The 26,528-nt window shown below is 42.9% G+C and carries 23 protein-coding genes and 2 tRNA genes; 13 read left to right on the forward strand and 12 right to left on the reverse strand.

Features of this window, described 5'->3' with window-relative positions; genetic code table 11:
- Nucleotides 1–7 precede the first annotated feature (7 nt).
- The 4 genes from GO495_RS18365 to GO495_RS18380 form a co-directional block, all read right to left on the reverse strand.
- A complete protein-coding gene (locus GO495_RS18365) occupies nucleotides 8–919 on the reverse strand; it encodes a pantoate--beta-alanine ligase (protein ID WP_157301184.1) in 912 nt (303 codons plus the stop codon).
- A 163-nt stretch (nucleotides 920–1,082) separates the two neighbouring features.
- Nucleotides 1,083–1,769 (reverse strand): NUDIX hydrolase, encoded by a 687-nt coding sequence (locus tag GO495_RS18370; protein WP_157301185.1) that lies wholly within the window; start codon nucleotides 1,767–1,769, stop codon nucleotides 1,083–1,085.
- A gap of 4 nt (nucleotides 1,770–1,773) precedes the next feature.
- Complete coding sequence (locus GO495_RS18375) at nucleotides 1,774–2,166, reverse strand: hypothetical protein (RefSeq protein ID WP_157301186.1); 393 nt, start codon at nucleotides 2,164–2,166, stop codon at nucleotides 1,774–1,776.
- Nucleotides 2,167–2,217: 51 nt separating this feature from the next.
- Nucleotides 2,218–3,831 carry a M20/M25/M40 family metallo-hydrolase gene (locus GO495_RS18380; protein WP_157301187.1) on the reverse strand — a complete coding sequence of 538 codons (1,614 nt, stop codon included), beginning with the start codon at nucleotides 3,829–3,831 and terminating at the stop codon, nucleotides 2,218–2,220.
- 249 nt (nucleotides 3,832–4,080) lie between these two features.
- Here GO495_RS18380 and gcvT point away from each other — a divergent pair, with 249 nt between their 5' ends.
- From gcvT to GO495_RS18405, 5 genes are all read left to right on the forward strand, one after another.
- Nucleotides 4,081–5,169 carry a glycine cleavage system aminomethyltransferase GcvT gene (gcvT, locus tag GO495_RS18385; protein WP_157301188.1) on the forward strand — a complete coding sequence of 363 codons (1,089 nt, stop codon included), beginning with the start codon at nucleotides 4,081–4,083 and terminating at the stop codon, nucleotides 5,167–5,169.
- Between the two features lie 63 nt (nucleotides 5,170–5,232).
- On the forward strand, nucleotides 5,233–5,706 hold the full coding sequence (locus GO495_RS18390; RefSeq protein WP_157301189.1) for an SRPBCC family protein: 474 nt from the start codon (nucleotides 5,233–5,235) through the stop codon (nucleotides 5,704–5,706).
- Nucleotides 5,707–5,751: 45 nt separating this feature from the next.
- Nucleotides 5,752–6,477 (forward strand): 2-phosphosulfolactate phosphatase, encoded by a 726-nt coding sequence (locus GO495_RS18395; protein ID WP_157301190.1) that lies wholly within the window; start codon nucleotides 5,752–5,754, stop codon nucleotides 6,475–6,477.
- A gap of 136 nt (nucleotides 6,478–6,613) precedes the next feature.
- Nucleotides 6,614–10,360, forward strand: a complete 3,747-nt coding sequence (locus tag GO495_RS18400) for a DEAD/DEAH box helicase (protein WP_157301191.1) — start codon at nucleotides 6,614–6,616, stop codon at nucleotides 10,358–10,360.
- 142 nt (nucleotides 10,361–10,502) lie between these two features.
- Entirely contained in the window at nucleotides 10,503–11,201 is a 699-nt protein-coding gene (locus GO495_RS18405) for an outer membrane beta-barrel protein (protein ID WP_157301192.1), read from the forward strand.
- A gap of 64 nt (nucleotides 11,202–11,265) precedes the next feature.
- Here GO495_RS18405 and GO495_RS18410 read toward each other — a convergent pair whose 3' ends face one another.
- A complete protein-coding gene (locus tag GO495_RS18410; protein WP_157301193.1) occupies nucleotides 11,266–12,042 on the reverse strand; it encodes an enoyl-CoA hydratase-related protein in 777 nt (258 codons plus the stop codon).
- Nucleotides 12,043–12,113: 71 nt separating this feature from the next.
- Entirely contained in the window at nucleotides 12,114–14,141 is a 2,028-nt protein-coding gene (locus GO495_RS18415) for a S9 family peptidase (RefSeq protein WP_157301194.1), read from the reverse strand.
- An 83-nt stretch (nucleotides 14,142–14,224) separates the two neighbouring features.
- Between GO495_RS18415 and hflX the strand changes: the two genes are divergently transcribed.
- The 5 genes from hflX (at nucleotide 14,225) to GO495_RS18440 (ending at nucleotide 18,163) form a co-directional block, all read left to right on the forward strand.
- Nucleotides 14,225–15,415 (forward strand): GTPase HflX, encoded by a 1,191-nt coding sequence (gene hflX, locus GO495_RS18420; protein WP_157301195.1) that lies wholly within the window; start codon nucleotides 14,225–14,227, stop codon nucleotides 15,413–15,415.
- A complete protein-coding gene (locus tag GO495_RS18425) occupies nucleotides 15,415–15,753 on the forward strand; it encodes a Rieske (2Fe-2S) protein (RefSeq protein ID WP_157301196.1) in 339 nt (112 codons plus the stop codon). Before hflX ends, GO495_RS18425 begins: the two co-directional genes overlap by 1 nt.
- Before the next feature lie 69 nt (nucleotides 15,754–15,822).
- Nucleotides 15,823–17,442, forward strand: coding sequence for an ArnT family glycosyltransferase (locus GO495_RS18430; protein WP_157301197.1), 1,620 nt, complete (start codon nucleotides 15,823–15,825; stop codon nucleotides 17,440–17,442).
- A 76-nt stretch (nucleotides 17,443–17,518) separates the two neighbouring features.
- Nucleotides 17,519–17,592 (forward strand) — tRNA-Asn (locus GO495_RS18435).
- Nucleotides 17,593–17,824: 232 nt separating this feature from the next.
- The gene (locus tag GO495_RS18440; RefSeq protein WP_089781363.1) at nucleotides 17,825–18,163 is read left to right on the forward strand and encodes a hypothetical protein; all 339 of its coding nucleotides are present in this window, start codon (nucleotides 17,825–17,827) and stop codon (nucleotides 18,161–18,163) included.
- 101 nt (nucleotides 18,164–18,264) lie between these two features.
- Here the strand turns inward: GO495_RS18440 and GO495_RS18445 are convergent, their stop codons facing one another.
- The 4 genes from GO495_RS18445 to GO495_RS18460 form a co-directional block, all read right to left on the reverse strand.
- Complete coding sequence (locus tag GO495_RS18445) at nucleotides 18,265–18,741, reverse strand: hypothetical protein (RefSeq protein WP_157301198.1); 477 nt, start codon at nucleotides 18,739–18,741, stop codon at nucleotides 18,265–18,267.
- 92 nt (nucleotides 18,742–18,833) lie between these two features.
- Nucleotides 18,834–19,529, reverse strand: a complete 696-nt coding sequence (locus GO495_RS18450; RefSeq protein WP_157301199.1) for a metallophosphoesterase — start codon at nucleotides 19,527–19,529, stop codon at nucleotides 18,834–18,836.
- A gap of 18 nt (nucleotides 19,530–19,547) precedes the next feature.
- Entirely contained in the window at nucleotides 19,548–20,024 is a 477-nt protein-coding gene (locus GO495_RS18455; RefSeq protein ID WP_157301200.1) for a hypothetical protein, read from the reverse strand.
- A gap of 272 nt (nucleotides 20,025–20,296) precedes the next feature.
- Nucleotides 20,297–20,369 (reverse strand) — tRNA-Ile (locus GO495_RS18460).
- Nucleotides 20,370–20,895: 526 nt separating this feature from the next.
- Between GO495_RS18460 and GO495_RS18465 the strand changes: the two genes are divergently transcribed.
- Nucleotides 20,896–21,609, forward strand: coding sequence for a phytanoyl-CoA dioxygenase family protein (locus GO495_RS18465; protein ID WP_157301201.1), 714 nt, complete (start codon nucleotides 20,896–20,898; stop codon nucleotides 21,607–21,609).
- Here GO495_RS18465 and GO495_RS18470 read toward each other — a convergent pair.
- Together GO495_RS18470 and GO495_RS18475 are read right to left on the reverse strand one after the other, a co-directional pair.
- The gene (locus GO495_RS18470; RefSeq protein WP_157301202.1) at nucleotides 21,601–22,131 is read right to left on the reverse strand and encodes a hypothetical protein; all 531 of its coding nucleotides are present in this window, start codon (nucleotides 22,129–22,131) and stop codon (nucleotides 21,601–21,603) included. The genes GO495_RS18465 and GO495_RS18470 overlap by 9 nt on opposite strands.
- A gap of 77 nt (nucleotides 22,132–22,208) precedes the next feature.
- Nucleotides 22,209–23,315, reverse strand: coding sequence for a slipin family protein (locus tag GO495_RS18475; RefSeq protein ID WP_157301203.1), 1,107 nt, complete (start codon nucleotides 23,313–23,315; stop codon nucleotides 22,209–22,211).
- Nucleotides 23,316–23,835: 520 nt separating this feature from the next.
- Between GO495_RS18475 and GO495_RS18480 the strand changes: the two genes are divergently transcribed.
- Complete coding sequence (locus GO495_RS18480) at nucleotides 23,836–24,873, forward strand: helix-turn-helix transcriptional regulator (protein ID WP_157301204.1); 1,038 nt, start codon at nucleotides 23,836–23,838, stop codon at nucleotides 24,871–24,873.
- A 27-nt stretch (nucleotides 24,874–24,900) separates the two neighbouring features.
- Complete coding sequence (locus tag GO495_RS18485; protein WP_157301205.1) at nucleotides 24,901–26,505, forward strand: DUF6377 domain-containing protein; 1,605 nt, start codon at nucleotides 24,901–24,903, stop codon at nucleotides 26,503–26,505.
- Nucleotides 26,506–26,528 lie beyond the last annotated feature (23 nt).

A 26,528-nucleotide genomic window follows, 5' to 3' on the forward strand; every position in this document is an offset into this window, starting at 1 on the left:
CCTTATTTTAATCGTTGGTAGAATATTTTTCGGATAATTTTTCCAGCAGGGGTATATGGGTGCTCACTATTTCACCTTGAGCAATGAGTTGGGTGATCTCGTTTACATTTATCCATCTCATAGCGGCAAGATCATCTGCTGCTGCAGGTTCTCCGAAGAGAAGGTCCGTACTGAAGAGTGTAGTGATGATCTTATCTACTTCAGCGCGATAGCGCCAGTCGTCCATCAGCAGCGATAATTCAAACTGCATAGGGCCGGCTTCCACTTCTCCGCATTCTTCACGTAGTTCACGGCGGGCAGCCATTTCGAAACTGTTATCTGTAGGGTCTGCAAAACCACCCGGTAATCTCCAGGCTATTTCATTCGGCTTGCGGCCCAATAACAGTTGACGGCGGTTCTGCCGGAACAGGGCGATATCTACTGTAGGATAAACTTTGGGGAACAGGTTGTAAGTGTTATAGATCACACCTGCACGAAACTCTTCTGTATCGAATACTTTATCAGAGATCGCTTCCCTTTGTGCTGTAGCGTTAAAGTCCTGCACAGGAGGTAATGCCTCTGTGTTGTAACGGCCGGTGTAAGAAGGGATGAAACTATCGCGGCTGCCATACAGCACAAATGTTTCCTGCGGGAAGTTATTGGATAGCAGATCATCCAGTTTCTGAGACCATATTTTATCTATTGCCTGATCACTGAGTGGTAATATGATGATATCTGAAAACAGTTGTTTGAGCATCCGTTCACGGGTGTAATAGTCCAGCGGATTTTTACGACTACCCTTTACCGGGCTTACTCCTAAAACAATGATCAGCCGGTTATGTTTTTGTTTCACCTGGCGGATCAGTGAAAGGTGTCCCTCATGAAGGGCCGGTGTCTGAAACCTTGCTATGATGACTGCTGTCGGCTTATTTGTTAGCATGGGATGAATTAGTTTGCGTATTTATGACACAAATGTAATAAGTTATAACACATAGACAAAATAAATCTTGTAAAATTTACACAAATAAAAACAAATAATTGAATTTGAGGGAATTGAGCGGTAAAAATAAAAAAGGCTCCAATAGGAGCCTGTCAATAAATAGTTATATTTCGAAGATGATGCCTTCCTGTTTGAGCTTAAAATACTGCTCTTCATTAAAGCTGTACAATTTAGCCGGACGGCCTGCCGACGGATGTTTCTGTTTCTCATTATGCCCCATCAGAATTCCGAAATGATTCATTTTTTTCTGGAAATTCCGCCGGTCAATGGGACGGTCTAATACTGTTTCGTATAACTTTTCCAGGTCAGAAATAGGGAACTTCTGATCCAGCAGCTCAAAGCCTAAAGGCTCATATCTTATCTTGGTACGCAGGCGTTTTACGGCGGTTTCCACTACTTCTGCATGGTCGAAGGCGAGGTCCGGCAATTTCTTGATATCAAACCAGCGGGCATCTTCCGCATCAGAGCTGGCCGCCAGTTTAAAGTTAGTAGGGTTTACCAGTCCAAAGTAAGCCACAGACACTACTCTGCCACGTGGGTCCCGTTCCGGCCGGCCAAAGGTATACAGCTGTTCCAGGTAGTTGATATGTACACCGGCTTCTGTATGCAGTTCCCTTGTTACGGCTTCTTCCAGGGTTTCACCATCCAGCACAAAACCACCTGGCAATGCCCAGCGGTGCATAAAAGGAGGAATGGTACGCTTGATGAGCAGTACGGAGATACTTTCTTTCGCCGTGTAGCCAAACACAACCGCATCCACACAAAGTCTTATGTTTTGTTTTGGTTCCAACCGCTTATTTTATATAATGTTCTACCTGTGTGGTATCCTTATGGAGATTGATAAAGAGCGGATTTTTTGCAGGATCGAATACGATAATGGTATTAGCGCCCCAGGCATCCTGCGGAGCAGGTAAATCTATCAGTACTTCCTGTGCATTGGTCCTGTGAAACAGCAGGCTGTCTTTAGCTGCAATATGTTTGGTGAAGCCATGGCGCTGAAGATAGTTCTCCATTTGCTGTTTGCGTTGGAACACAGAATCATCAGGATTGCCAGGTTTGATATTCCGGGTTACGTAGCTCTTCTCTGTGATTATATCGTAAGCCGCCCTGTTGGTACTATCCCGCTCACCTGACTGATTACATGAAAAAAGCAGGGTGCTTGTTAATAAAATGAGAATACTACGCATGATAAATTTATGTTATAAAGCTGCAAGGTATTAAAAAAAGTGTTGTGGCTGCTAAAACTGGATATTAAATACTTTTTCGGCTTCTCCTCTCCTGATCTTTACGGTGGTGGTATCCCCTTTTTTAAAAGAGGAAAGGGCCTGCATATATTCTTCCAGGGTAGCGATTTTTTGTTTTCCCAATTGTACGATCACATCGTTGATCGCCAGTCCTGCTTTCTGGGCAGGCTTGCCATCAGACACTGCATCTACCCTTACTCCTGCTTTCTGGAAAGTATAATCCGGCATGATACCCAATGTAACGGTGAAGTGTGCGCTGCTACCTGTTTGCAGTTCACGGGTTTTGGTGAACACCAGTTTATCCATGCCATTGGTTTTCTCAACAACAGTATATATCATCCTGATCACCTTTACTTCTCCCTCATAATTAATCTTGTCCGCTTCATCTGAAGGTTTGTGGTAATCGCTATGGGTACCGGTAAAGAAAAATAATACCGGTATATTTTTACGATAGAAAGAAGTATGATCGGATGGCCCAACGCCCGATGAATCGTAGGTAAGATGCAAACCTGCCGGCGCGGTTTGTGGCAGCAATGCCGGCCAGTCGGGAGATGTACCTATTCCGCCTACCTGCAAACCTTTGGTTTCATCCAGGCGGCCTACCATATCCATATTTATCATGTAGTCGAAAGTGGCAGGGTCCACTGTGCTATGTTCTGTAAAGTATTTGGAACCAAACAGTCCCAGTTCTTCGCCGGAGAAAGCAACAAAGAGGTAGTTGTACTTATTAAGGCGGGAACCTTTAAGTTGTTTGGCCAGTTCCAGCAAGGCGGCTATGCCACTGGCATTATCATCTGCGCCATGATGTACGACTTTCAGTTCAGGTGTCAGGGAATTATGATCTTCCCCATAACCGAGATGATCAAAGTGTGCACCTATCACCACAGTGGCGGGTGCTTTATTATCTATATATCCGACTACGTTAGTACCGGTACGTTTGAAGCTACCGAAGGCTACGCGTATATTGATATGACTATCTTCTGTAGTAGAGAGGGATTTACTTATTTTGCTGTTGATCCATACTGCCGGAATGGTCAATGGTTCGGAGGGAGTAGCTAGCCACTTCTTTACTTCTTCCGGGCTTTCTGTACCATTATAGAACACCACGCCTGTAGCGCTGGATTTAGCAGCTTCACGGGCATACTGACGGTAGACGTCAACCGGTGTGGCATGAGGGTTTATCTCAAATTCCTTCACATTGATCAGCCATATATTATCCGGTTCATTTACATCCGGTATTACATCGCCTTTCACGCTTTTTTCCGCACTGAAAGGGAGCGGAATGAATTCGTCACCAGCAGTGAGATTAGAGATATTGATGGTGAGCAGACTTTTTTCTCCAATGGTCCTGTTTTCGCTTACAGGAAATGTCTGCAGGTAACCGTCATTACCTTTGGGTGTTAGTCCTGCCTGTTTCATCTGATCGGCGATATACGCTACGGCCAGTTGTTCTCCGCGGGTGCCGGTACGGCGGCCTTCCAGTATGTCGCTTGTTAAATAGGTGATGCTGGCCTGAAGGTTTCCCAATGTTTTACGGTCAGCCTTTTTTTGGGCGTTTGATTGTGTAAAGGGCAATAAGAGTGCGAATAGCCAAATGATGTGCTTCACAGTTGTTGTTTTTTAAGGAGTCTGTCGACGGTTGTCAATAAACAAGAACAGGTGTTAAGCCTTTGAAGTTCAGTGCAAATGTAGTTTACTTCTATGTACTATGGATTATTGACTGGGACACGAAGGCAATTATTGCACCAAAATCACGATTTCAGCCCGAATTTAGAAAATCGCCCTATTTTTGCGGGGCTAAAACAGAATCTGAACTTTAAAACATACCCAAAACAAGAAACCGATCATTAAATATTTATGAAGAACACACCTTTTACACACAAACACATAGCGCTGGGCGCTAAAATGGCTGCTTTTGCGGGCTATAATATGCCAATATCCTATACTGGCATTAATGATGAACACCTGGCAGTACGTAATAATGCAGGGGTTTTTGATGTAAGTCACATGGGTGAGTTTATACTAAAAGGAGAGAACGCACTGGACCTGATTCAGCGTGTTACGAGCAACGATGCTTCCAAACTGACGGCTGGTAAAGCACAATACAGCTGTCTGCCTAATGAAAAGGGTGGTATTGTGGACGACCTGCTGGTGTATTGTATTGAAGAAAACAAGACTTATATGCTGGTAGTAAATGCCAGCAATATTGAGAAAGACTGGAACTGGATCAGCCAGCACAATACCAGGGGAGCGGAGATGCACAATATTTCCGAAAAGACCTGCCTGCTGGCAATACAGGGGCCTAACGCCTCCGGTATGCTGCAGCCGTTAACGGATATTGAACTGGTAAACCTGAAGTATTATACTTTCGCAAAAGGTGTGTTTGCAGGTGTGCCTAATGTATTGATCAGTGCTACGGGTTATACCGGTGCAGGTGGTATTGAAATTTATTTCGAAGATAAGGATGGCGCTGCGGATAAGATCTGGGATGCTATATTTGAAACCGGCGGACCAAAGGGACTGAAGCCAATCGGACTGGGGGCCCGTGATACCCTGCGCCTGGAAATGGGTTTCTGCCTGTACGGTAATGATATCGATGATACCACCTCTCCTCTGGAAGCTGGTTTGGGCTGGATTACAAAATTTACAAAAGACTTCACTTCCCGTAGTATATTTGAGGCGCAGAAAGCTGCCGGTTTACAGAATAAGCTGGTAGGTTTTGAGATGATAGATAAGGGAATTCCCCGTCATGACTATGAAATCAAGGATGCAGAAGGGCAGGTAATTGGCCGCGTAACATCCGGAACACAGTCGCCCTCCTTGCAAAAAGCGATAGGTTTAGGTTATGTGAAGACTGCATTTGCTGCCCAGGACTCCGAAATCTTTATTGCGGTGAGAGATAAGTTGTTGAAGGCCAAGGTAGTAAAAGTTCCTTTTTTAAGTTAATAAGAACATAATAAAAAGGGAGCTATAATCGTTAGCTTTATTTGCTGAAAAACCATATCCGCTATGCCTACAATTCATATAACTACTTTGATTCATGCTCCAATGGAAAGGGTCTTTGACCTGAGCCGGAGCATTACCCTGCATAAGCGCAGCATGCTGCACCTGCAGGAGGAAGCAATAAAGGGCCGTACGAACGGGCTGATAGAGTTGGATGAAACGGTTACCTGGCGTGCCAAACACCTGGGAAAGGTAAGGCAACTGACTACCCGTGTAACAGAAATGCGTCCTAAAGACTATTTCTGCGATGAGATGGTAGAAGGGGATTTTACCTTTATGAAGCATGAGCATCATTTTAAGCAGATAGAAAACGGTACCGTAGCCATTGATATTTTTGAATTTGGTACACCGTATGGCAAGCTGGGTAAACTGCTGGAAAGGTTTTACCTCCAGCGGTATATGACCCGCCTGCTGCAACTACGGAATAGTGTAATAAAAGATTACGCGGAGAGTGAAAAGTGGAGAGTGATATTAGATTAACAGCTACAGGGCCTGCCGGAGGCAGGTCCTGCAACTTAAGAGAGAATGACAGAACAGGCAAAACCCTCTTTAGAGGTATGTTTATCACCAGCATTGCTGCACTTGTATGATGTGAAGAATTATATAGTGGTGATTATTGATGTGTTAAGGGCAACTTCTACTATCTGTACAGCCTTACACAATGGAGCAACCAAAGTAATACCGGTATCATCGGTGGCAGAATGTGTGAGTATTGGCAAACAACTGGGAGCTATTACTGCCGGTGAACGGGATGGAATGATTGCTGAGGGCTTATTAAACGGGAACTCTCCTTTTGAGTATTCGAGGGAGTTCATCCAGGACAAAACACTGGTGCTGACGACTACAAATGGCACCAAATTACTGCACATGGCTAAAGATGCCATACAGATCGTAACCGGTTCCTTTCCTAATATTTCTGCCGTATGTGATTACCTGGTAGCGCAAAAGTTGCCGGTGATCCTGGGTTGTGCCGCCTGGAAAGATCGTGCAAACCTGGAGGATACCCTTTTTGCCGGCGCCGTAGTGAGCCGTATAAAAGAGCACTTTTCTGTCAATTGTGACTCCGCAATTATGGCAGAGTCTGTATTTAATACTTCCAAAGACGATATTTTTGGTTTTATGACACAGGCTTCCCACTTTAAGCGGCTGGCTAATTACGGATTGGAAAAGGATATCCGTTACTGTCTTTCCCCTGATGGTGCTAACGTTTTACCCATATTCAGAAACGGAGAGTTGGTAATAGCGGGATAGCGTTCTGTATAAAGCCTTCAGCTTTTAGCTTTTTAGGTTTTTTCTGCTTACTTTTGTGAATTGCCTTTTCACCAGCTGCTAAATATTTTAGTTTTTTAACCCTGCTGGTTAAAAAAAGTAGGCAGATTTTTGAACTATGTCGCTGCCCCAGTTGCTCAAATATGTTTATAATAACGGAACCGATGAGGTAATCCGTAGGGGGAAACGTATATACGCAGCTGGCGGTGTAGAACTGATTGAGGCAGACCCGGTTTTAAAGTCAGCCACTTTCCGGGTTAAAAGCGATACACACGCCAATTACTATAGGGTTTCCATTAATAAATACCATGATACGGGCAGTATGAATGTCCGTTGCCAGTGTCCTTACAACCTGGGAGATATCTGCCGGCATGAGGCCGCTGCAATGTTCCAGCTACAGGAAATGCTGGATAAAAATCATTTCGATAGCTATGAAACAAAGTACAACCAGCAGCATACGCTGGTGAAAATGAAGTTTATAGATATCAAAGCATTAAAACTGCTTACCAATAACGACATTTTTGCAGAGGCCGAAAAAATGGCCAAGCAGGCCCGTGCGATTAAAATCATTTCTGCCAAGGACGAAAAAGTAGAGGCGGTACTTAAAGCAGATGGTGCAGAGTTCCCCATGATCCTACAGCGGAACGAGGAAAGACACTTTGATACACATTGTACCTGTGACGAAACGGAATTTGCCATCTGCAAACATAAAACCGCCCTGTTCCTGTACCTGCTGAATAAGCAGGGGCCTTACTATTTTGATACGCTCAGGAACTGGGATAAGGAAAAGAATAAGTTATTGGCATTATATGGTTATTCTTTAGAGGATAACCTGGAAGGCAAGTTCACCTTTTCTTACCTGGAAGGAAAACCCTTCCTGCGGGTGCTTGATTCGAGCATCAAGAGAGTAGACGGCCTGGGAAGCGGTAACCGGCAGCCGGTGGCTCCTCCGCCACCAGATGTGGCCGCTGTTATTACCCAACGTGTGGGTGTGGTGTTTAACGGCAACGAACCTTTGTACCCATTCTTCAGGATAGACCTGGTAAGCGGGGAAGTAAATGAAGATCAAACAGGGTTTGTATCGCTGGTAAACAAGCTTGATCTTACCAAATACGTTGATTTTTATCAATATAAAGAGATAGACCGTGACCTGATAACACCTATCCGTAAGGTACAGGGCATGGAAGTGAGCAAGTTCCTCAGTAAGAATTCCCCTTTTGCGGGTATCTGGGAGAATATTACACATGACGAAAATGAATCAGCCCTCCCTACGGAAACAAAGGAACTGATGCTGGAATACCTTCACCCCAAACTGGCGAAGCTGTTTCCGCAGATTGCCGCTCATGGGTTATTGTTCCTCCTGCCCAACCGTCAGCCTTTTAAAACAAAGAGCCTGTTGCCGGTTAGTTTATCCGGAGAAAGACTGCAGCCCATCTTTAAAACACATTCCTCCCCCGATTTTGTGGAGATCACCTGTCATGTTTCTATAGAAGGTGAAATGGTGAATGTGGCGGATAATGAATGGGACAGCTCTATCCTGTTCCTGAAAGGACAGGTATTGTACCTTTTTGAGAACCCACAGGATGCCCTGCATGTGGAACTGTTCCGTGAAACAGGACGGGTAAAGATCCCGGCCGATCAGTTTAGTACGTATTTGCAGGATTACCTGCTGCCGTTAAGTAAGCAGTATAACATTGAATTCGATAATTCCCTGCTGGCAGAAGTGGATGATGTGGTGCCTGAATACCGGGTGTTCCTGCGGGAAGTGGGAGAAACATTCGTTATCCAGCCCGGTTTTGCCTACCACGGACAGGAAGTAGACTGGAACAGCGATGCCCGGATCACCGTGCAGGAAGGGAATAAGGTACTGATCATTCATCGTAACAAAAGCGCAGAGCGGGAGTTTGTTGAAAAGCTCAGTACACTGCACACCAACTTCTCTCAGCCTAATACACATAATTACTTTTTCCTGCGTGCAAAAGAAGCGCTGAAGAACAACTGGTTCTTCCTGTTCTTCGATGCCCTGAAGGAAATGAATGTGCGGGTATTTGGATTTGAAGGACTTAAAAACTTCAAGTTCAGTGCACATAAGCCGGTCACTAACCTACAGATCAGCTCCGGTATAGACTGGTTTGATGCTAAGATCGAGGTAGTGTATGGAGATCAGAAGGTAAGTATCCGGGATATTAAGGCCGCACTGGCCAGCAAACAGAACTATGTTCAACTGGCGGATGGTTCGCTGGGGCTGCTGCCGGAGGAATGGCTGAAGAAATATTCGCTGTTATTTAAGATAGGCGAAGAGAAAGATAAGGGAGCGCTGAAACTGAGTAAGTATAACTTCAGCGTAATTGATGAACTGTTTGAATTCATAGATGATGAAGCCATCCTGATAGAGCTGGAGCAGAAACGCCGGAAGCTCTTACAGTTTGACGAGATCCGGAATATAGACCTGCCTACCAATATGCACGCTACCCTGCGTCCTTACCAGGAAAGCGGGTTCCAGTGGCTCAACTACCTGGACGAAGTGAAATGGGGCGGGATTCTGGCAGATGATATGGGTCTTGGTAAGACCATTCAGGCGCTTACATTTATCCAGCATTATAAAAATATGCATGATGATAAATGTCTGGCACTGGTGGTTTGTCCTACGACATTGATCTATAACTGGGAGAATGAAATCAAGAAGTTCACGCCTACGATGAGGTATCATATACATCATGGTCCGGCGAGAATGAAGAATGCGGAAGACCTGCAACAGTTTGATATCCTCATCACCACCTATGGTACCTTACGCAGTGATATCACTACGCTTATGAAGATGCCGCTGGACTATGTAGTACTGGATGAATCGCAGGCTATCAAGAATCCGCAGAGCAAGGTGACCAAAGCGGCGCAACTGCTGAACACCCGTAATAAGCTGGCGTTGAGCGGTACCCCCATGCAGAATAATACCTTTGATATATATGCACAGATGAACTTCCTGAATCCGGGAATGCTGGGCAGTGTAGACTTCTTCCGTAATGAGTTTGCCACGCCTATCGATAAGTTCCAGGATGAAGAACGTAAAGATCATCTGCGTAAACTTATCTACCCTTTCATATTAAGACGTACTAAAGAGCAGGTGGCGAAAGACCTGCCAGAGAAGATTGAAACCGTGATCTTCTGTGAAATGGATACGGAACAGCGCCATATTTACGACGCTTACCGTAACTCTTATCGTTCCAAGATCCTGGGTGTGATAGAAGATCAGGGGATGGAACGCTCTCAGCTGACCATCTTGCAGGGGCTGATGAAGCTGCGTCAGATCTGTGATTCCCCGGCTATTCTGAATGATACGGAGAAGTATCCGAACCATTCTGTGAAGCTGCATGAACTTACCCGTGAGATGTCTGAGAACATCAGTAACCATAAGGTGCTGATCTTTTCACAGTTCCTGGGTATGCTGGGGCTGATCCGTGAGAAGCTGCAGCATATGAAAATCGAGTTCGAATATTTTGATGGCAGTACTTCCGCTACAGACAGGGAAAAGGCCATTCAGAATTTTCAGAATAACGAGGAATGCCGTGTGTTCCTGATATCTTTAAAAGCCGGTGGTGTAGGTTTGAACCTTACCGCAGCAGATTATGTTTATATCGTGGACCCATGGTGGAATCCGGCGGTAGAGCAACAGGCTATTGACCGTACACACCGTATTGGACAAACGAAGAACATCTTCGCTTACCGTATGATCTGTAAAGACACAGTAGAGGAAAAAATACTGGAATTGCAGGAACGTAAGAAGTCTCTGGTAAAAGAGATTATTGCGGACGACAGCGGTTTTGTGAAGAAGCTTACTAAAGAAGATGTTTTATATCTGTTCAGTTAAATACGGTTAAACAGAGATAATATATGTACATCTACAGATAGAGGGAAGGGCAAATAATATTTTTGCAATATTTTAACCCTTTATTTTATTCCTATTCCATTAAATTTGCCTAATATTCTTTTTCAAGACTTTATACTTAAACATGAAGAAAATATTCTTTACGCTGGGAATGCTGCTTGTCTCCTATGGTATTTTTGCACAGAGTGCAGGTGATGCGGTTGCCGGTAAGGCAATGAAAGCGACGCAACATTCCAAGGACTTTTTGGTGATCCAGCTGGGTTATGTTGGTTTGAATGGCACAGGAGCGAGTAATATTAAATCCGGGTTTAACCGTGAATTTAACCTTGCTTTTATGTACGACATTCCTTTGCAGAACACTAATTTCAGCCTGGCAGCAGGTTTAGGTGTCAGTTCAACGGGGATATATCTCAATGATCAGGTTATTAATCTTACTGCTGTAACTACTTCTCCGGCTTTCACGTCGTCTACGACTTATAAGAAGTTCAAATTAGCCATGAACTACATTGAACTGCCTTTGGAAATACGTTACCGTCAGGTACCGGAAAATGCAAATAAAGGCTTCAAAGTAGGATTAGGTATTAAAGTGGGTAACCTGGTGAATGTACATACACGTTCAGTGCAGACTATCAATAACTCTAAGGCTATTGAGAAGGAAGCTAACAAGAGCCTGTTCAATACATGGCGCTTTGCGGGTACTGCAAGAGTTGGTTATGGTAACTTCTCTCTCTACGGTACTTATGCGCTGACTACCATCTTTAAAGACAACAGCACTTATGATATCAAGCCATATACAATTGGTATTATGATCAGCGGTCTGTAAAATAATCTGAGTTAATAAAAAGAGCGGCCAGGGATTCCCTGGCCGCTCTTTTTATTAACTCAGATTATTTGCCTTTGAAAAGGGCTGTTCTCTTCTCAATAAAAGCCTTTACTCCTTCAGCGTTATCTTCTGTGTTCCCTGCTATCTCCTGGCAATAGGCTTCGTAGTCTAATGCAGTATCCAGGTTTTCAGTCATGCCCTTCGTCAGCATTTTCTTCATCAAAGCAATTGCTTTGGTAGGAGCATTTGCATAAAACACAGCTTCTGCCTGTACTGTGCTATCCAGTTCTCCGGGCGTTACTACTTTATTGATCAGTCCCAGATGCTGTGCTTCTGTGGCAGAAAGTTTAGTCGCCTTTGTGGCCAGTTCAAAAGCCCTGTGATAGCCAACTGTACGTGGTAAAAAATAAGAAGAGCCGGAATCCAGTACCAGGGCAATGTTGATAAAGATCTCTATCATAGAGGCTGTTTCACTGGCAATAATCATATCGCAGGCCAGCGCCAGTGAGCAACCTGCTCCCGCCGCTACGCCATTGAGTTTGCAGATGACCGGTTTGGGCATATTGCGGATAGCCCTGATAATAGGATTATATCTTTTATGCAACGACTCGCTGAGATTACGGGTGCCGGCTTCCATAGACGCTTTAAGGTCCTGTCCGCTGCAGAAAGCCTTTCCGGCGCCGGTGAGTATCACTACTCTTACCGCAGGGTCTTTTTCTGCCTGTTTTAGAGCATCCTGAAGTTCGTAACTCTGGGCGTCATTAAATGCGTTGTAAACTTCGGGGCGATTGAGTGTAATCGTGGCAATGCCATCATTGATCTGGTGTAAGATTGCAGACATGGAATGTAATTGTGGAATTGGAGTAACGAAAGATCGTAAACAGGAATTTCCTGTTTACGATCGTATATTATTTAAAGTGTTTCAGTCAACCATTTAAAGAATTCACGTTGCCATACCAGTGCATTCTGCGCTTTCAGCACCCAATGATTCTCTTCAGGGAAATAAAGCAGTTTACTTTTAATGCCTTTTAACTGGGCCAGCTGGAAAGCCTGTAATCCCTGTTCTATACCAACCCGGAAATCAATCCCGCCCTGGATGATCATGATCGGCGTATTCCATTTATTGGCGTATTCACTGGGATTAAATTCCTTATAGATTTTAGCATTGGCAGGGTCCCAGTAAGCTCCGATATCATAGTTGGCAAACCAGAGTTCTTCTGTAGTACCATACCAGCTTTTCAGATCAAAAAGACCATCATGGGCGATAAATGTTTTAAAGCGATTATTATGCACGCCCGCCAGCATATAGACAGAGTAACCGCCATAACTGGCACCTACAGCACCCAGCCGGCTTTTATCTACATAAGGTTCCTGGCTAACGGCATCAATGGCGCTCAGGTAATCGCGGATGGGTTGTCCGCCCCAGTCCTTACTGATGGCTGCGTTCCATTCCACACCATGACCAGGCATACCGCGACGGTTAGGTGCCACTACAATATACCCCTGAGAAGCGATTAACTGAAAATTCCAGCGGTAAGAGTAAAACTGTGACAGCGCGGCCTGTGGGCCACCCTGGCAATACAGCAGAGTAGGATATTTTTTTGCAGGGTCAAAGTCGGGAGGGAAAATCACCCAGCTTAACATGTCTTTGCCATCTGTCGTTTTGATCCAGCGTTTCTCCACCTTACACATGCCTGTTTTATCATACACCGTTTTGTTCACTGTTGTAAGTGGCTGCATTGTGCCTTTAGGCAAAGAAACGGTGTACAGTTCAGATGCGTGGTTGATATCCATACGGGATACTATCAGTGTATTACCTGATTGACCAAGGATAGCACTGATATCAAAATCGCCTTCCGTTACCTGGCGTATATGCCTGGCTGTTGTAGCCGTTATATCTTTCTGTAATGCTATTTCCAGCAGTTGTTCAGTACCCTTTACAACGGCAAGGAAGTAGAGTTGTTTGCCATCTTTACTCCAGTAGATAGAAGATACTGTGCCATCCCAGTCTTTCGTAAGATTGGTACGCGTACCGGTAGCAAGGTTCAGGACAATGATATCATTTTTATCGGCCTCATAACCATCTTTGGCCATGCTTTGCCAGGCCAGGTATTTGCCATCAGCGCTGAAAACAGGGCCCAGATCGTAACCAGGCATACCTTCGGAAAGGTTCTTGGTAGCTTTGGTTTCCAGGTTATATTCGTAAATATCTGTGTTGGTGCTGGTCGCGTAATCTTTACCGAATTTCTTCTTGGAAACGTATATAATGCTTTTGCTGTCGGGAGCCCAGATCATATCTTCTGTACCGCCGAAAGGCATCTGAGGCGCATCAAAGGCCTCTCCTTCCATAATATCCACAGGAGTTCCTACCTGACCATTTTCGTAGGTAGCGTAGAACACGTGCTGGAAGTTACCGTCTTCCCAGGCATCCCAGTGGCGGTAGTTCAGGTTATCGTAGATCTGTACGTTTGACTTTGGAAGGTCCGGGTAATGATCCGCGCCACTCACTTTTTTGATCTTCACATCTTTTGAGAAGAGGATGTGTTTACCATCCGGGGCCAGGCGTATATTCTGCAATCCACCTTCTACGTTGGTGAGTTGTATCGCACCGGTACCATCTGCGTTCATTTCCCACCATTGTCCTTTTAAGGAATAGCCGATCTTCTGAGCGTAAAGGGCTGCAACGTCGCCTTCTCCGCCTTCCGCTGTTGTGATCTGCTGTGCGGTACCGCCGGTTAACGGGATAGCATAAAGGTTCTTTTCGCTTTTGTTTTCAGCAATGTTGTATTGCGATACGCCATAAACAACTGTTTTGCCATCTGCTGTAATCGTTTCCCCGCTTACTCTGCCTAATTGCCAGAGTTGCTCAGGCGTCATTTTCTGTTGCGCCGTGGCCATAGTTGTTATAAATAGTAATGTTAACAAAGGAGGTTTGAGCATGTTAGATTTTGTTTGGAGGAATAAATGTAGGGAAAATAGTGTCAGCATCTAATTTGCTACCTTTGTAAAAATTATCAGATACTTTGATTGAGAAAAAACAAGCTGTACAACAGGAAGAGAGAGCGGTGATCGTGGGCTTGATAACCAAGGAACAAACTGAGCGTCAGGTACAGGAGTACCTTGACGAGCTGGTGTTTCTGGCGGAAACAGCAGGAGCTCCTATTATAAAACGTTTCACACAAAAGATGGCCCGTCCCGATAGGGCAACCTTTGTGGGTAAGGGTAAGCTGGAAGAAATTAGAGATTTCATTACCGGAAGGAATATTACCCTGGTAATATTCGATGATGAGCTGTCTGGCTCCCAGATAGCTAATATAGAAAAGGTCCTGAACGTAAAAGTGATAGACCGCAGTGACCTTATCCTGGATATTTTTGCCCGGCGTGCCCGCACGGCCCAGGCGAAAGTGCAGGTGGAACTGGCACAATATCAGTACATTCTGCCACGCCTGAAAGGGATGTGGAGTCACCTGGAAAGACAGGGAGGTGGTATTGGTAGTCGTGGTCCGGGGGAAACGGAAATTGAAACTGACCGTCGTATTATCAAGGATAAGATCTCTTTATTGCGTAAACGCCTGGCGGAAATCGACAAGCAGGCTTTGACCCAGCGTAAAGACCGTGGTGAATACATTCGTGTGGCATTGGTAGGATATACCAATGTGGGCAAGAGTACCATCATGAACGTGCTGAGTAAAAGTGAGGTGTTTGCAGAGAATAAATTATTCGCAACACTGGACACCACTACCCGCAAGGTAGTATTTGACCAGACGCCTTTCCTCTTAAGTGATACCGTAGGGTTTATCCGCAAATTACCCCATCACCTGGTAGAGAGTTTTAAGTCTACCCTTGATGAAGTACGTGAAAGTGATATTCTGATGCACGTGGTAGATATCTCCCATCCGCAGTACGAAGACCAGGTAGAAGTGGTGAACCGCACGCTGCAGGAGCTGAAAGCCTTTGACAAGCCTACCATCATGATCTTTAACAAGATGGACCTTTACGAACAGAATACGTTCGATAAATGGCTGGCCGAGGATATTAAACAGGATATCCTTACACAGATGAAAGCTGACTGGGAACGCCGTTCACAGGGAAACTGTGTGTTCATTTCTGCCCTGGAAAAGAAGAATATTGAGGAGCTTCGCCAGACCATTATGGATAAAGTCATGAACCTATACCGGGAACGGTTTCCTTACAAGTCAGAATTTTTCTATTAATGGCAAAGCAATACAACTGGCATCGGGTAGAAGATCTTCCGATGACCAACCAGGAGATTACTGTGCTGGATGTTCATGGAAAGAAAATTTGTTGTACCCGCTATGAGGGCAGTTTATATGCGTTCGCATATAAGTGCCCGCATGCCAGCGGTATTATGGCAGATGGGTTTATAGATGATTCCGGGAATGTGGTATGTCCGTTACACCGGTACCGGTTTAACGTAAAGAACGGGTATAATTCAAGCGGAGAAGGATTTTACCTGAAAACCTACCCCGTAGAACAACGGGAAGACGGGGTGTATATCGGATTAGAGAAAACCGGGCTGTTCGGGTGGTAGCCACGTTAATTTTCCATTAAAGACAAACGTATTCTTGTGGAAGTGCCAGCTATGCTGTAATTTTTGCACATGTCTTCTTCCTCCTTCTCAGAAAAACAGGTCAGCATATTCATTATAGGGCTGCTTGTATTCCTGCATTTTACGGGTTTGAATGTTACCATTATGGAACCTGACGGCGCTTTATATGCCGGCATTGCCAAATATATGGTACAGCATCACGACTACCTGAACCTGTTTGCAGACGGGCATGACTGGCTGGATAAGCCACATTTTCCCTTCTGGATAACGGCGCTCTCCTACAATTTTTTGGGTATTAACACGCTCGCTTATAAACTTCCTGCCATCCTCTTTTTAATGATGGGGGTGATCTACACTTACCGGTTCGCACATGCTTTATACGGGGCTCAGACAGGGCGTTGGGCGGTATGCATCCTGCTATCGGCAGAACACCTGATTATCTCCAGCAATGATGTTCGGGCAGAGCCTTACCTTACCGGTCTGATCATCGCCAGTGTATATCATCTCTATAGGGGGCGTGGTTTCCACCTGGTATTGGGAGCTTTGTTTGCCGCTTGTGCTGTAATGACCAAAGGACCTTTTGCGTTGGTACCGATAGGCTGTGCCATTGCCGGGCAATACCTCTTTACCCGACAGTGGAAGGAGTTGTTCCATGTACGCTGGTTACTGGTAGCCGTGCTTATTGGCATCTTTATCCTGCCTGAGTTGTATGCTTTGCGGCAGCAATTTGATCTGCATCCGGAGAAGGTCATCTTTGGGCAAACGGGCGTATCCGGTATCCGTTTCTTTTTCTGGGATAGTCAGTTTGGCCGGTTTATGAATACAGGGCCTATCAAAGGGCAGGGAGATCCTTCCTTTTTCTTCCATACGGTATTATGGGCCTTTTTGCCCTGGTCGATATTCCTGTATGCAGCGGTGATTGTCTTTTTCCGCAGAGAAAAGCGGGAATATTATTGTATCTGTGGTGCGCTGGCAACATTTGTGTTGTTCTCTCTTTCCAGTTTCCAGTTACCGCATTACCTCAATATTATCTTTCCCTTTTTCGCTATTCTTACCGCTCAATATATTTTATCGTTGAAGGGGCTGAAATTCTTCCGGATCACGCAATATGTGATCATGAGTGTCATCGGGGTGGCAATCGTTGGATTATGGCTGCTATATCAGCCGGCGGTTAACTATGTGACAGTCGTGTTGATCCTGCTGGTAGTATCATTATTTATTTTCCTTCCGTTAGAGGGCCTGCAACGTGTTTTTTTCCGTACCTGTCTGGCCAGTGTAGCATTGAATCTGTTTTTGAACGGAATGTTTTACCCGGATGTATTGCAATACCAGAGTGGAAGTGCAGCAGCTTTTTATGCAAATAAGGAGTTGCGGGGTCAGCCGGTAGTTTTTTACAGGGTGAACTCTTATGCGATGGAATTTTACCTGGATGCACCGGTAGAAAGGTATGAAAGTGTAGCAGGTGATAAGCCGGGTTTGTTTTTTACAACACCGGGATATAGGGATAGTTTAGTGGAACTGGGGCATTCCTGCAAGGTGATAAAGTCATTTCCTTATTTCGCCGTAACAAAATTAGATCTTCCTTTTGTGAATCATAGTACGCGTAATTCCGCTTTGGGAGAGCGTTTGCTGATATCTGTAGATGCTGTGTCAGAAAAATTTCCAAAGTAAATTGGAAAAAAATCCCGAATAGATTTTGCAGGAATAAAAAATTGTCTATTTTTGCAATCCCGAAACGGGAAAACACTCCTCCTTAGCTCAGTTGGTTAGAGCATCTGACTGTTAATCAGAGGGTCTCTGGTTCAAGTCCAGAAGGGGGAGCAAAAAAAGGGTTTTAACGTCTTACGTTAAGACCCTTTTTCATTTAATAGGAGTATTTTTGTATTCAGCTTCGCAGATATCCATCCTGGGAGTTACAAAGCCGCTTAAGATTAAACTATCAACCAACGTTTGTAAACAATCACGGATCACTTCGTCAAGGCAATTTGTTTAAAGAAAGGATTTGTTCATAATCAGGTTACGTAGCGATACATCATTAGAAGAAAAATAAATTATGGGTAACGAGGTAGGAAAGTATTTACCATTTTGGGGAAAGTTTATTTCTGTGATTAAGATCTTATTGAAAAGATCAATTGCAGGAGACCAGGTGTTTGAAATGAGTAAAGGAGAATTTGAAGCAATTGGCAACAGGGAGAAATCCGGTTATAGCTTTAATCTCGAGATCATTAACGGTCGTGTTACCAATGATCTTGGAGGTTCTGCTATTGCGAGGGATTTGTTCCAGGTGCTTTCAGACAATGAGGACATTAAGAAATGGCTGAAAGGAAAGAGTGTGAAAATTAACATGGGAAACAAGTTTTCTTTGATGCTTCAGAGTACTCAGCTGGACTAGCACACTGGTTTTATTCGCCCCGAATTTTATTTCCCTGAAAGGGGAACGGGCCTACTGTATAAGTATAATTTTCATGAAAGGATATAGGAAGAGGATATTAATTAGGGTATAATTAAAATCCTTCTTCCGATTATGCTACATCTGCCGGTGATATATTGAAACCCTCCCCCTGGTATACCAATAGGTATATCCCAATAAATCAATTCCCCGTTAACTTTCTCCAGCCTGGCTTCTCCAAACCAACCACCTGGTTTTACATCCTTTTTGAAAGTCTGTGATAATATTAAGCTTAAATGGCTCTTAAAATCAGTATAATAAACGGACTCACAAGATGAGGGACCGATTCTTATAAACCTGGTAGTGGTATTCACGATATAATTATCATCGCAGGTAGCAAGTATCAGCACCGGTATCTCAAACGGGCCTAAGGGGACTTTGTTTAGTATTTCACCATGTTCTGCATAAGAGAACAGGTTAAAGAGATTATACTCGTCTCCGTTTTTATTATAAAACATCAGGTACTGCCGTTGCAATTGTGCGGCTACCTGTATGGGTGTTTTTACAATTTTTTCTGCCATAAAATTTTTTTTAAAGTGATAAAGTTAAAACCGGATTCCTGGAAAGAAATCCGGGGTGACATTGCATATATTCGACATCAGCAACAACTCATTCAGACTGTTGGCTGGTACATCTCTCCTATATCCAGACAACGGAACAGCACACCTTCTTTTTCTTCTACCATAGATTGATGATAATGCCCATAATACCATTGCTTACAACCAGCCAGTTTTGCATGTTGATACACAACATTCATATTGCTACGTTCCTGGTATAAAGCGTTGGCTAATCCTGGTTCCCTGCTTACATAATGATTTACTACAGGAGTAAAGGAGTATGGCCATGCGCTGTTGGGCGCAATGTGTGTAATGACCATATCAATTCCTGCAGCACATGCATTGTCCAGTAATACCGGGTTTAATACAAACTCTTCATCTATCCAGTAATCTTTTCCGGCTATTCTGTTCTTTCTGTCAATAGAGATACCACCACCGATAAATAATATTTTCTGCTCTTCAATAGTCACTGCCTCATAATCCTGCACAAAGAAGATATTCTTCATCTGAATTTCCTGGCGGTGATTCCAGAAATAAGGATTATCGTGATTACCTCTGATCAGATAAAGCGAATTCCCTTTTTCATGCAGGAACTTATTTAATCCGGATAGTGTTTTGATATCATGATGAAGGTCATGAAAGCCTAATCCAAAATCGCCAACCTGTATAAGTGTTGTATTCCTTATTTCAAGGTTATTGATCTTATATAAAATATTGAGGTATTCACCATGTAAATCACCTATCAGTATCATTGTAAAAAAGTTTGATAATTATTTATCGTTTATTATTCTTATCGTATCTACCCGTCTTGCAACATCCCAGAAGTGGTAAAATTCACCGGCAGGTATTTTCCAGAAAACCATGTCCCCATCTGTTTTTTTAAGTCCGATATCAACAAGTTTTGTGGGCGACATTTTTTCTATTTTAGAATGAATAGATTGATAAAAAACTATTGTTTCAAATTCTTCATAATAAACTGATTCAATATTTTTCGAAGTAATTTTTATAAATCGTTCATTGGTGTTCACCACGTACGTACTGGTATTAATAGTTAGTACCAGTATGGGTATTTCCTTTGAATTGAAATTTATTTGCTTAGTGATTGCTGTTTGTTTTTCAACCGTTAATTTTTCAAATAATGTAAATGGTTCTCCTCCATTTATCTGAAATTCAATTACACGAGAGTGCATTAAATACCAATGCTTTATTTTGTGGGCGGCCTGTTTGGGCTCCATTGCGATTCTCATAAGTAAATATTTCGGGTGAAAAATTATACAGACCAGCACTCATCTATCCAGATAACTGAATAGATGGTGTAGCCTTGGCTAATGCGTACATTCGCCGATTACAATTATCAACAAGAGGAGTTACCCGGTATATTCTTGTTGACACAGAAACGGACACTGAACCGGGATATCTTCCGTTATCTGAAATAAAATTTCTAGTAATTAAATTGTACATCATCCTCATTTTAATACACTATTTTATTGACGCCGAAGCGTACGGGTTTGCTTTAATGTTGGCCTGACCGGACTCGAACCAGTAATCAGCTGCGTATAAGGCAGATGCTCTAACCATTGAGCTACAGGCCAGTGAAAAATAAAAAACCCGGTCGTGATGAACGACCGGGTTTTACTTTATGGGCATACGTTATTTATGGCCATATATAAAAAGGTCGTTGATAAATACTGTTACGTTTACCAGGATTATAAGAATAGCTTACGCCTGATATTAGTATATCATTCATGATTGTAAATCCTATATTTTCAAAATGTAATTGCATGTGCCGGCTGAATTATTAAAAAATAAAAAGCCCCGCAATTTCTTGCAGGGCTTGTGTTATATTGAATTCGTTTATTTAAACTTATTCTACAGCATAACTCGCCCTGCAGTCAATAAATCCTCTACAGGACTAATTGAACATTTTGGATTTGTATGGAGCTGTATAAATTTCATTTCCGTCGTTGTATTTATTTTAACAATGCAAAGGTGCATTTATTTTTTTGATAATAACAAATTTTGAAAAGAATATTTTTTTGTCAATAATAGCTATCAGTATTTAATAAATTAATTGTGATGTAGTTATGCGCTCCCCGAATAATGTATTATTTTTAAAACATGGATGTCATCAGCAAGAAAGAAGAAATAGAGAAAAACGGGTTCACTATCATCAATAATATTTTTACAGAAGATGAGATAGTAAACTTGATTACTATCATTCAAAAAGCAGACAGTTCAAACGGTACTTTCCGTAAAACCAAGGACCTGTTTGCAATCCGTCAGTTCCTGAAAGAGATCCCTGATATCGTTCCTTTCATCCTTACACAGAAATTATCTTCCATAATTACACAGCTTTTTGGAACCGGCTATGCTGTGGTAAAATCTATTTATTTCGATAAACCAGGAGATTCCAATTGGTTTGTTGCATATCATCAGGATCTGACGATATCTGTAAATGAAAAAACTGATATAGCAGGTTTTGGCCCCTGGACTGTAAAACAAAATCAATATGCAGTACAACCTCCTTTATCAGTGCTGGAAAACAATTTTACAATCAGAATACACCTGGACGATACAGACGAGAACAATGGCGCACTAAGGGTAATACCGGGGTCGCACAGGAAAGGTATTTATCGCGCAGAAACAATAAACTGGAATGAAGAATCAGAAGTTGTGTGTGGTGTTTTAAAAGGAGGTATTATGATTATGCGGCCATTACTTCTACATGCTTCCAACAGAACAAACAATAATCATAAAAGAAGAGTGACACATATAGAGTTTAGCAATCAGCAATTACCTTCGCCACTTCTTTGGTCAGAAGCATTAAAATAGCCAGCTTCTCTCGCTGAGAACTGTTTTCTTTTTGATAGTAATTTGTTTGGTGAAAGTAGTAGGTGGCTGATTGGGGTTGGTGAGAATAGTTCCTTTCACAGTAACGAGATAACTGTTGCCTGCCTTGCGGCTATCGAATGCGAAAGTAATAGAACCGGAAGAAGATTCATAACCGGGATGTACCAGTTTGCAATTCTCCGGTAATTCGAAAAAAGTTGGCACTAGTGGATTCGTATCGCATAGATTTGAAGTAACGGATGCTAAAGAAGAAGCACTTACTGTAACATCAAGTGTCTTTATATGTGTCACTTCATGTACGTTTTCGAAGTTGAGGAAAACCCTTAACTCTTTATCGCTATTGATCATGAACTCCGGCTTTATGGAAAGGTGATTACCTACATTGGTATAGGCTTCCTCCCTGTCATATACAATGATTGTATCCAACCTGTAGGAAAGGAAAAAATAACTGCCGATAGCGATAGTCAACAGAACAAAAAACGTAGTTATGACGATTTTAAGCATGTAATAAAATTACACATCTTTGTATTGTCCGGGCATCCCTGAAAACCATGGTTTTATATAAAAAAGGATGACTATTGTCATCCCTTTTTCTGTGGTATAAAAATCTGCTTTAACTGTCCGACAAGGTCTCCCCCGCCATTTACAGAAATGCTGCTGATCTTGTCAGCGATCTTCTCAACGTATTCCATTTCCTTCAGCTTAAAAAGCATTTCGTTTTCTTCCATCAATCTGGCGGTGTTCAGCAGGCTGCGTGTACTGGCCGTCTCTTCCCGGCGCATGATGCTGTTAGCCTGCGCTTTCTTCTCCGCTACCAATACCTGGTTCATGATCTCCTTTACATCACCTGGTAAGATGATATCCCTGATACCGCAATCGGCTACCGTAACACCTAATGCCTCCGCTCTTTCTTTTACGGCAGACAGTACCAGCGGGGAAATAGCATCCCGCTTATCCAGGAGTTCATCCAGTGTATAGGCAGAAACCTGTTCTCTTAATGCCAGTTGTAGTAATACGTATAACTGCTTGTCGTATTCCTTGTTTTCTACTGCCTTAAGGATATCAGATACCTTGTACTGCAAAGAGCAGTTTAAACGGATATTCGCTTTATCTTTTGTAAGAATTTCCTGTCCGTTCATCTCCATCTGTAACTGACGGGTATCTGATTTATACACGGTTAATGCAGCTGGTGTTCTCCAGAAGTAGTAAATACCAGGTTCCAGCTTCTTACGGAACTTTCCGTCCTCATATAACAAGCCCTGTTCATAAGACTCTACTGTATATACCCTTACATAAGGAACAAGATCCTGTCTTAACAGGATCGCCCGGTCTACGGCTTCTGTAATCTCGTATTTGCCAAGGTCTATACTGATAGTAGTATATGTAATGATCCCTTTCCAGAAAGCATACCTTCCGGCAGCCAGGACGGATTTAAATAATCCGTTTTCGTATAACAGCACCAGTTCGTTCTGCTTTACGTCAATAACTAATAATGCTTCTGCCAGTGCAGGTTCCTGTAATAGTATATTTATATCTAAAGGCGCGACGAAAGGCTGGGCCATATCATAACTGATCACAGTTTCCCCGGGAGCTACCCAATATTTTCCTTCTGCCAGTAATTTTACAAATCTGTTGTTTTTTAATACCAATGCTTTGTGATAAGCAGCAACGTTTGTTCTAAGTGTCATATATCAATTTTAAAAAGTAAAAAGAAAACAGGGTAAAACATCCTATCTGTATCAGGCGGAGCCTGGCTTAAGTGGATGTTTGTTCAACAGGTTTTAAGCTTTGGGGGCACTTAAAAGCCGGAGAACAGTCAACCACGGTATCTGCCTTTGTCAGGCCGGCAACGGACTGCTATAGAACCTTTTGTTCTGTGCCAGGGTGCTTTTCCTGTTTTCAACGGGTGGTGACAGTTTTGAAGTCTGTCAACTTACAGTTAGTGGATTTTCAGTCCATCTGTTTGTTTCAACCAATGAGCCTTTACCAGAAAAAGGAGAGGGATTCGAACCCTCAACCACGGAAATCAATTTTTATAACAGCAGCATATTACCCGCCATGGACCGGCAATACTATGAGGGCTATCAGTGAAACCACCATCAGGTCTGTTACAATCATTTCTCCCGTGTACAATGCAAAGGTTGAAGACAAGTGCGCAGTTTTTTTGCGCAATAGATTTTTTTTCCTACTTTTTGAAAAATTCTACGGATGCCCGTCAACAAAAATGCTTTGATCCGCTATAAGACTATTGATGCCTGCCTGCGGAACCGACGTAGAAAGTGGACGCTGGAGAACCTCATAGATGCAGTTTCTGAAGCCTTGTATGACTATGAAGGGATTGATAAAGGCATTAGCCGGCGTTCCGTACAGGCGGACCTGCAGCTGATGCGGAGTGACAAACTGGGATATAATGCTCCTATCATTGTTGTAAGCAGGAAGTATTATACTTATGAGGACCCTGGATACAGTATTACCAATATACCGTTGAATGAGCAGGACCTGGGGCGTATGAATGAAGCGGTGGAAATTTTGAAACAATTCAAGGGCTTTTCTCATTTTAGTAGTCTGAATGAGGTGGTACAAAAATTAGAAGACCACGTATATGCTGCTGCGCATAACTCTCAAACGGTTATCGACTTTGAAAAGAATGAGCGGCTGAAGGGACTGGAACACCTGGAAATACTCTATCAGTCCGTTATACAGCAAAAGGTGGTAATGATTACCTATCAGTCGTTCCGGGCCAGGGAAGAGAATTCCTTTGTTTTTCATGTGTGGTGGCTGAAAGAGTTTAAGAATCGCTGGTTTGCAGTAGGGGTGAAGGGGAAAGGCTTGCCGATCATGCACCTGGCGCTGGACAGAATTGGGAATCTGGTAATAGCAGAAGACGCTTTATATGTTGATAATGAAGAAATTACCCCGTCAGAGTATTATAAGGATGTCGTAGGCGTAACCGTCAGTAGTACATCGAGGGCCAATAATGTAAAACTATTTGTGAGCAATGAGCATGCACCGTATGTAACGACCAAACCGATGCATCATTCTCAGGAAATAGTAGAAACAAAAGAAGATGGGATTATCATCAATCTGAAAGTACAATTGAATTTTGAGCTGGAAAGAGAGATATTGGGGTATGCAGAAGGAATGAGGGTATTAGCGCCCGAATATTTGCGAAGGAGAATATTTAAAAAGCTAAAGCAGGGAGTGTATAATTATAATGATGAGAACGGGACCGTTAATGCTTCGTAATCATCTGATTTCCACAAAAATGAACTAATGAAGTATAAGTATATCTGTTTGTTATTACTATTAACTGCAGGAAGAACATATGCCCGTTCAGGTAATGATAGTTTATTAGATCGATTGAATTGGACGATAGAGAAAGCTGCCATGTACGATGCTGAGAAAGTTCAGCAGATCAATATTTTAAGAAAAACTTTACAAAAGGATGAACATCTGTCATTGCAACAGCGTTATACTCTTTGTCAGCAGTTGTATGAGCAGTATAAAGTGTTTAAATATGATTCCGCCTTCGCCTATGCCCAGCAGTTGCAGGCACTGGCCAGGGAGATGAATGACCCGGCCAGGATCAATTACGCAGGCATTAAACTGGGTTTTGTACTGCTTTCTTCCGGCATGTTCAAAGAAACAGGCGACTACCTCGCGGCTATTGATGTAGCGGCCCTCCCCGATAGTGCAAGAGCGGAATATTATACACTGAAAGGAAGGTATTATTATGATTTATCTGATTACAGCAGTGATCAATACTTTGCGCCGGGATATACCCGGCAGGGAAATAGCTGTATGGATTCTGCCCTGATACTTTTTAAACCACACTCGTTTAATTACGAGTACAATTATGGTTTGATGTATCAGAAAATGGGGAATATGGATAGCGCCCGGTATTATTATGTGCGCGCTGTTGCTTTGAAGAATCTTACTACACACCAGGTAGCTATCGCTACCTCTTCCCTTGGTAATATATATATACGTACCGGCAAAAAGGATAGCGCCATCATTATGATGACAAAAGCAGCTATCGCAGATATCGCTTCCAGTACGAAAGAGACAACAGCCATGTTTATCCTGGCGGGTCTGTTATTTAAAGAGCAGGATGTAAAACATGCGTCCCGTTATATAGAATATGCCGTTGCGGATGCTTCATTTTATGGCGCCCGTCTGCGGAAAGTGCAGGTAAGCGCTATCCTGCCCATTATTGAAAGCGAAAAGATCAATACGGTAGAGGGGCAAAAGAAACTGTTGTTTGCCTATGCCGCCATTGTTACGCTTCTTTTGCTTTTACTGGTATGGCTGGCGGTGATCATCCTGAGGCAATATAAAAAGTTGCAGGCAGCCCAAAAGGTAATTACAGCTGCTCATACCCTCCAGCAGGAGATCAATGACAAGCTAATGGAGGCGAACACAATTAAAGAAGAGTATATCGGTTATTGCTTCCAGGTAAACTCTGCCTACCTGGACAAAATCAAGAAGTTCAAAAAACTGGCTGATCAAAAATTAACCGATAATAAATACGGGGAAGTAAAGTACCTTGTAAATAATATCGACCTTAAAGAAGAACGGGAAGAGTTATTCCGGAGCTTTGACCGTATCTTTCTGAAGATCTTTCCGAATTTTGTAGGAGTGTTTAATTCATTCTTCCGGGAAGAGGATCAGATCAGGTTAAAGGATAATGAACTATTGAACACAGATCTCAGAATATTCGCCCTCATCAGAATTGGTATTAGTGATAATGTAAAAATAGCCCAGATATTAGAATACTCCGTAAACACAATTTATACTTACAAAACCAAGATCAAAAACAAAGCAATTATTCCAAAAGAGGAGTTTGAAGAACGCCTTATGGATATAAAAGCAATGTAAAAATGATCCTATGATCCTTATAT

This window comes from Chitinophaga oryziterrae (assembly GCF_009758125.1).
GTDB classification, from domain to species: Bacteria; Bacteroidota; Bacteroidia; order Chitinophagales; family Chitinophagaceae; genus Chitinophaga; species Chitinophaga oryziterrae.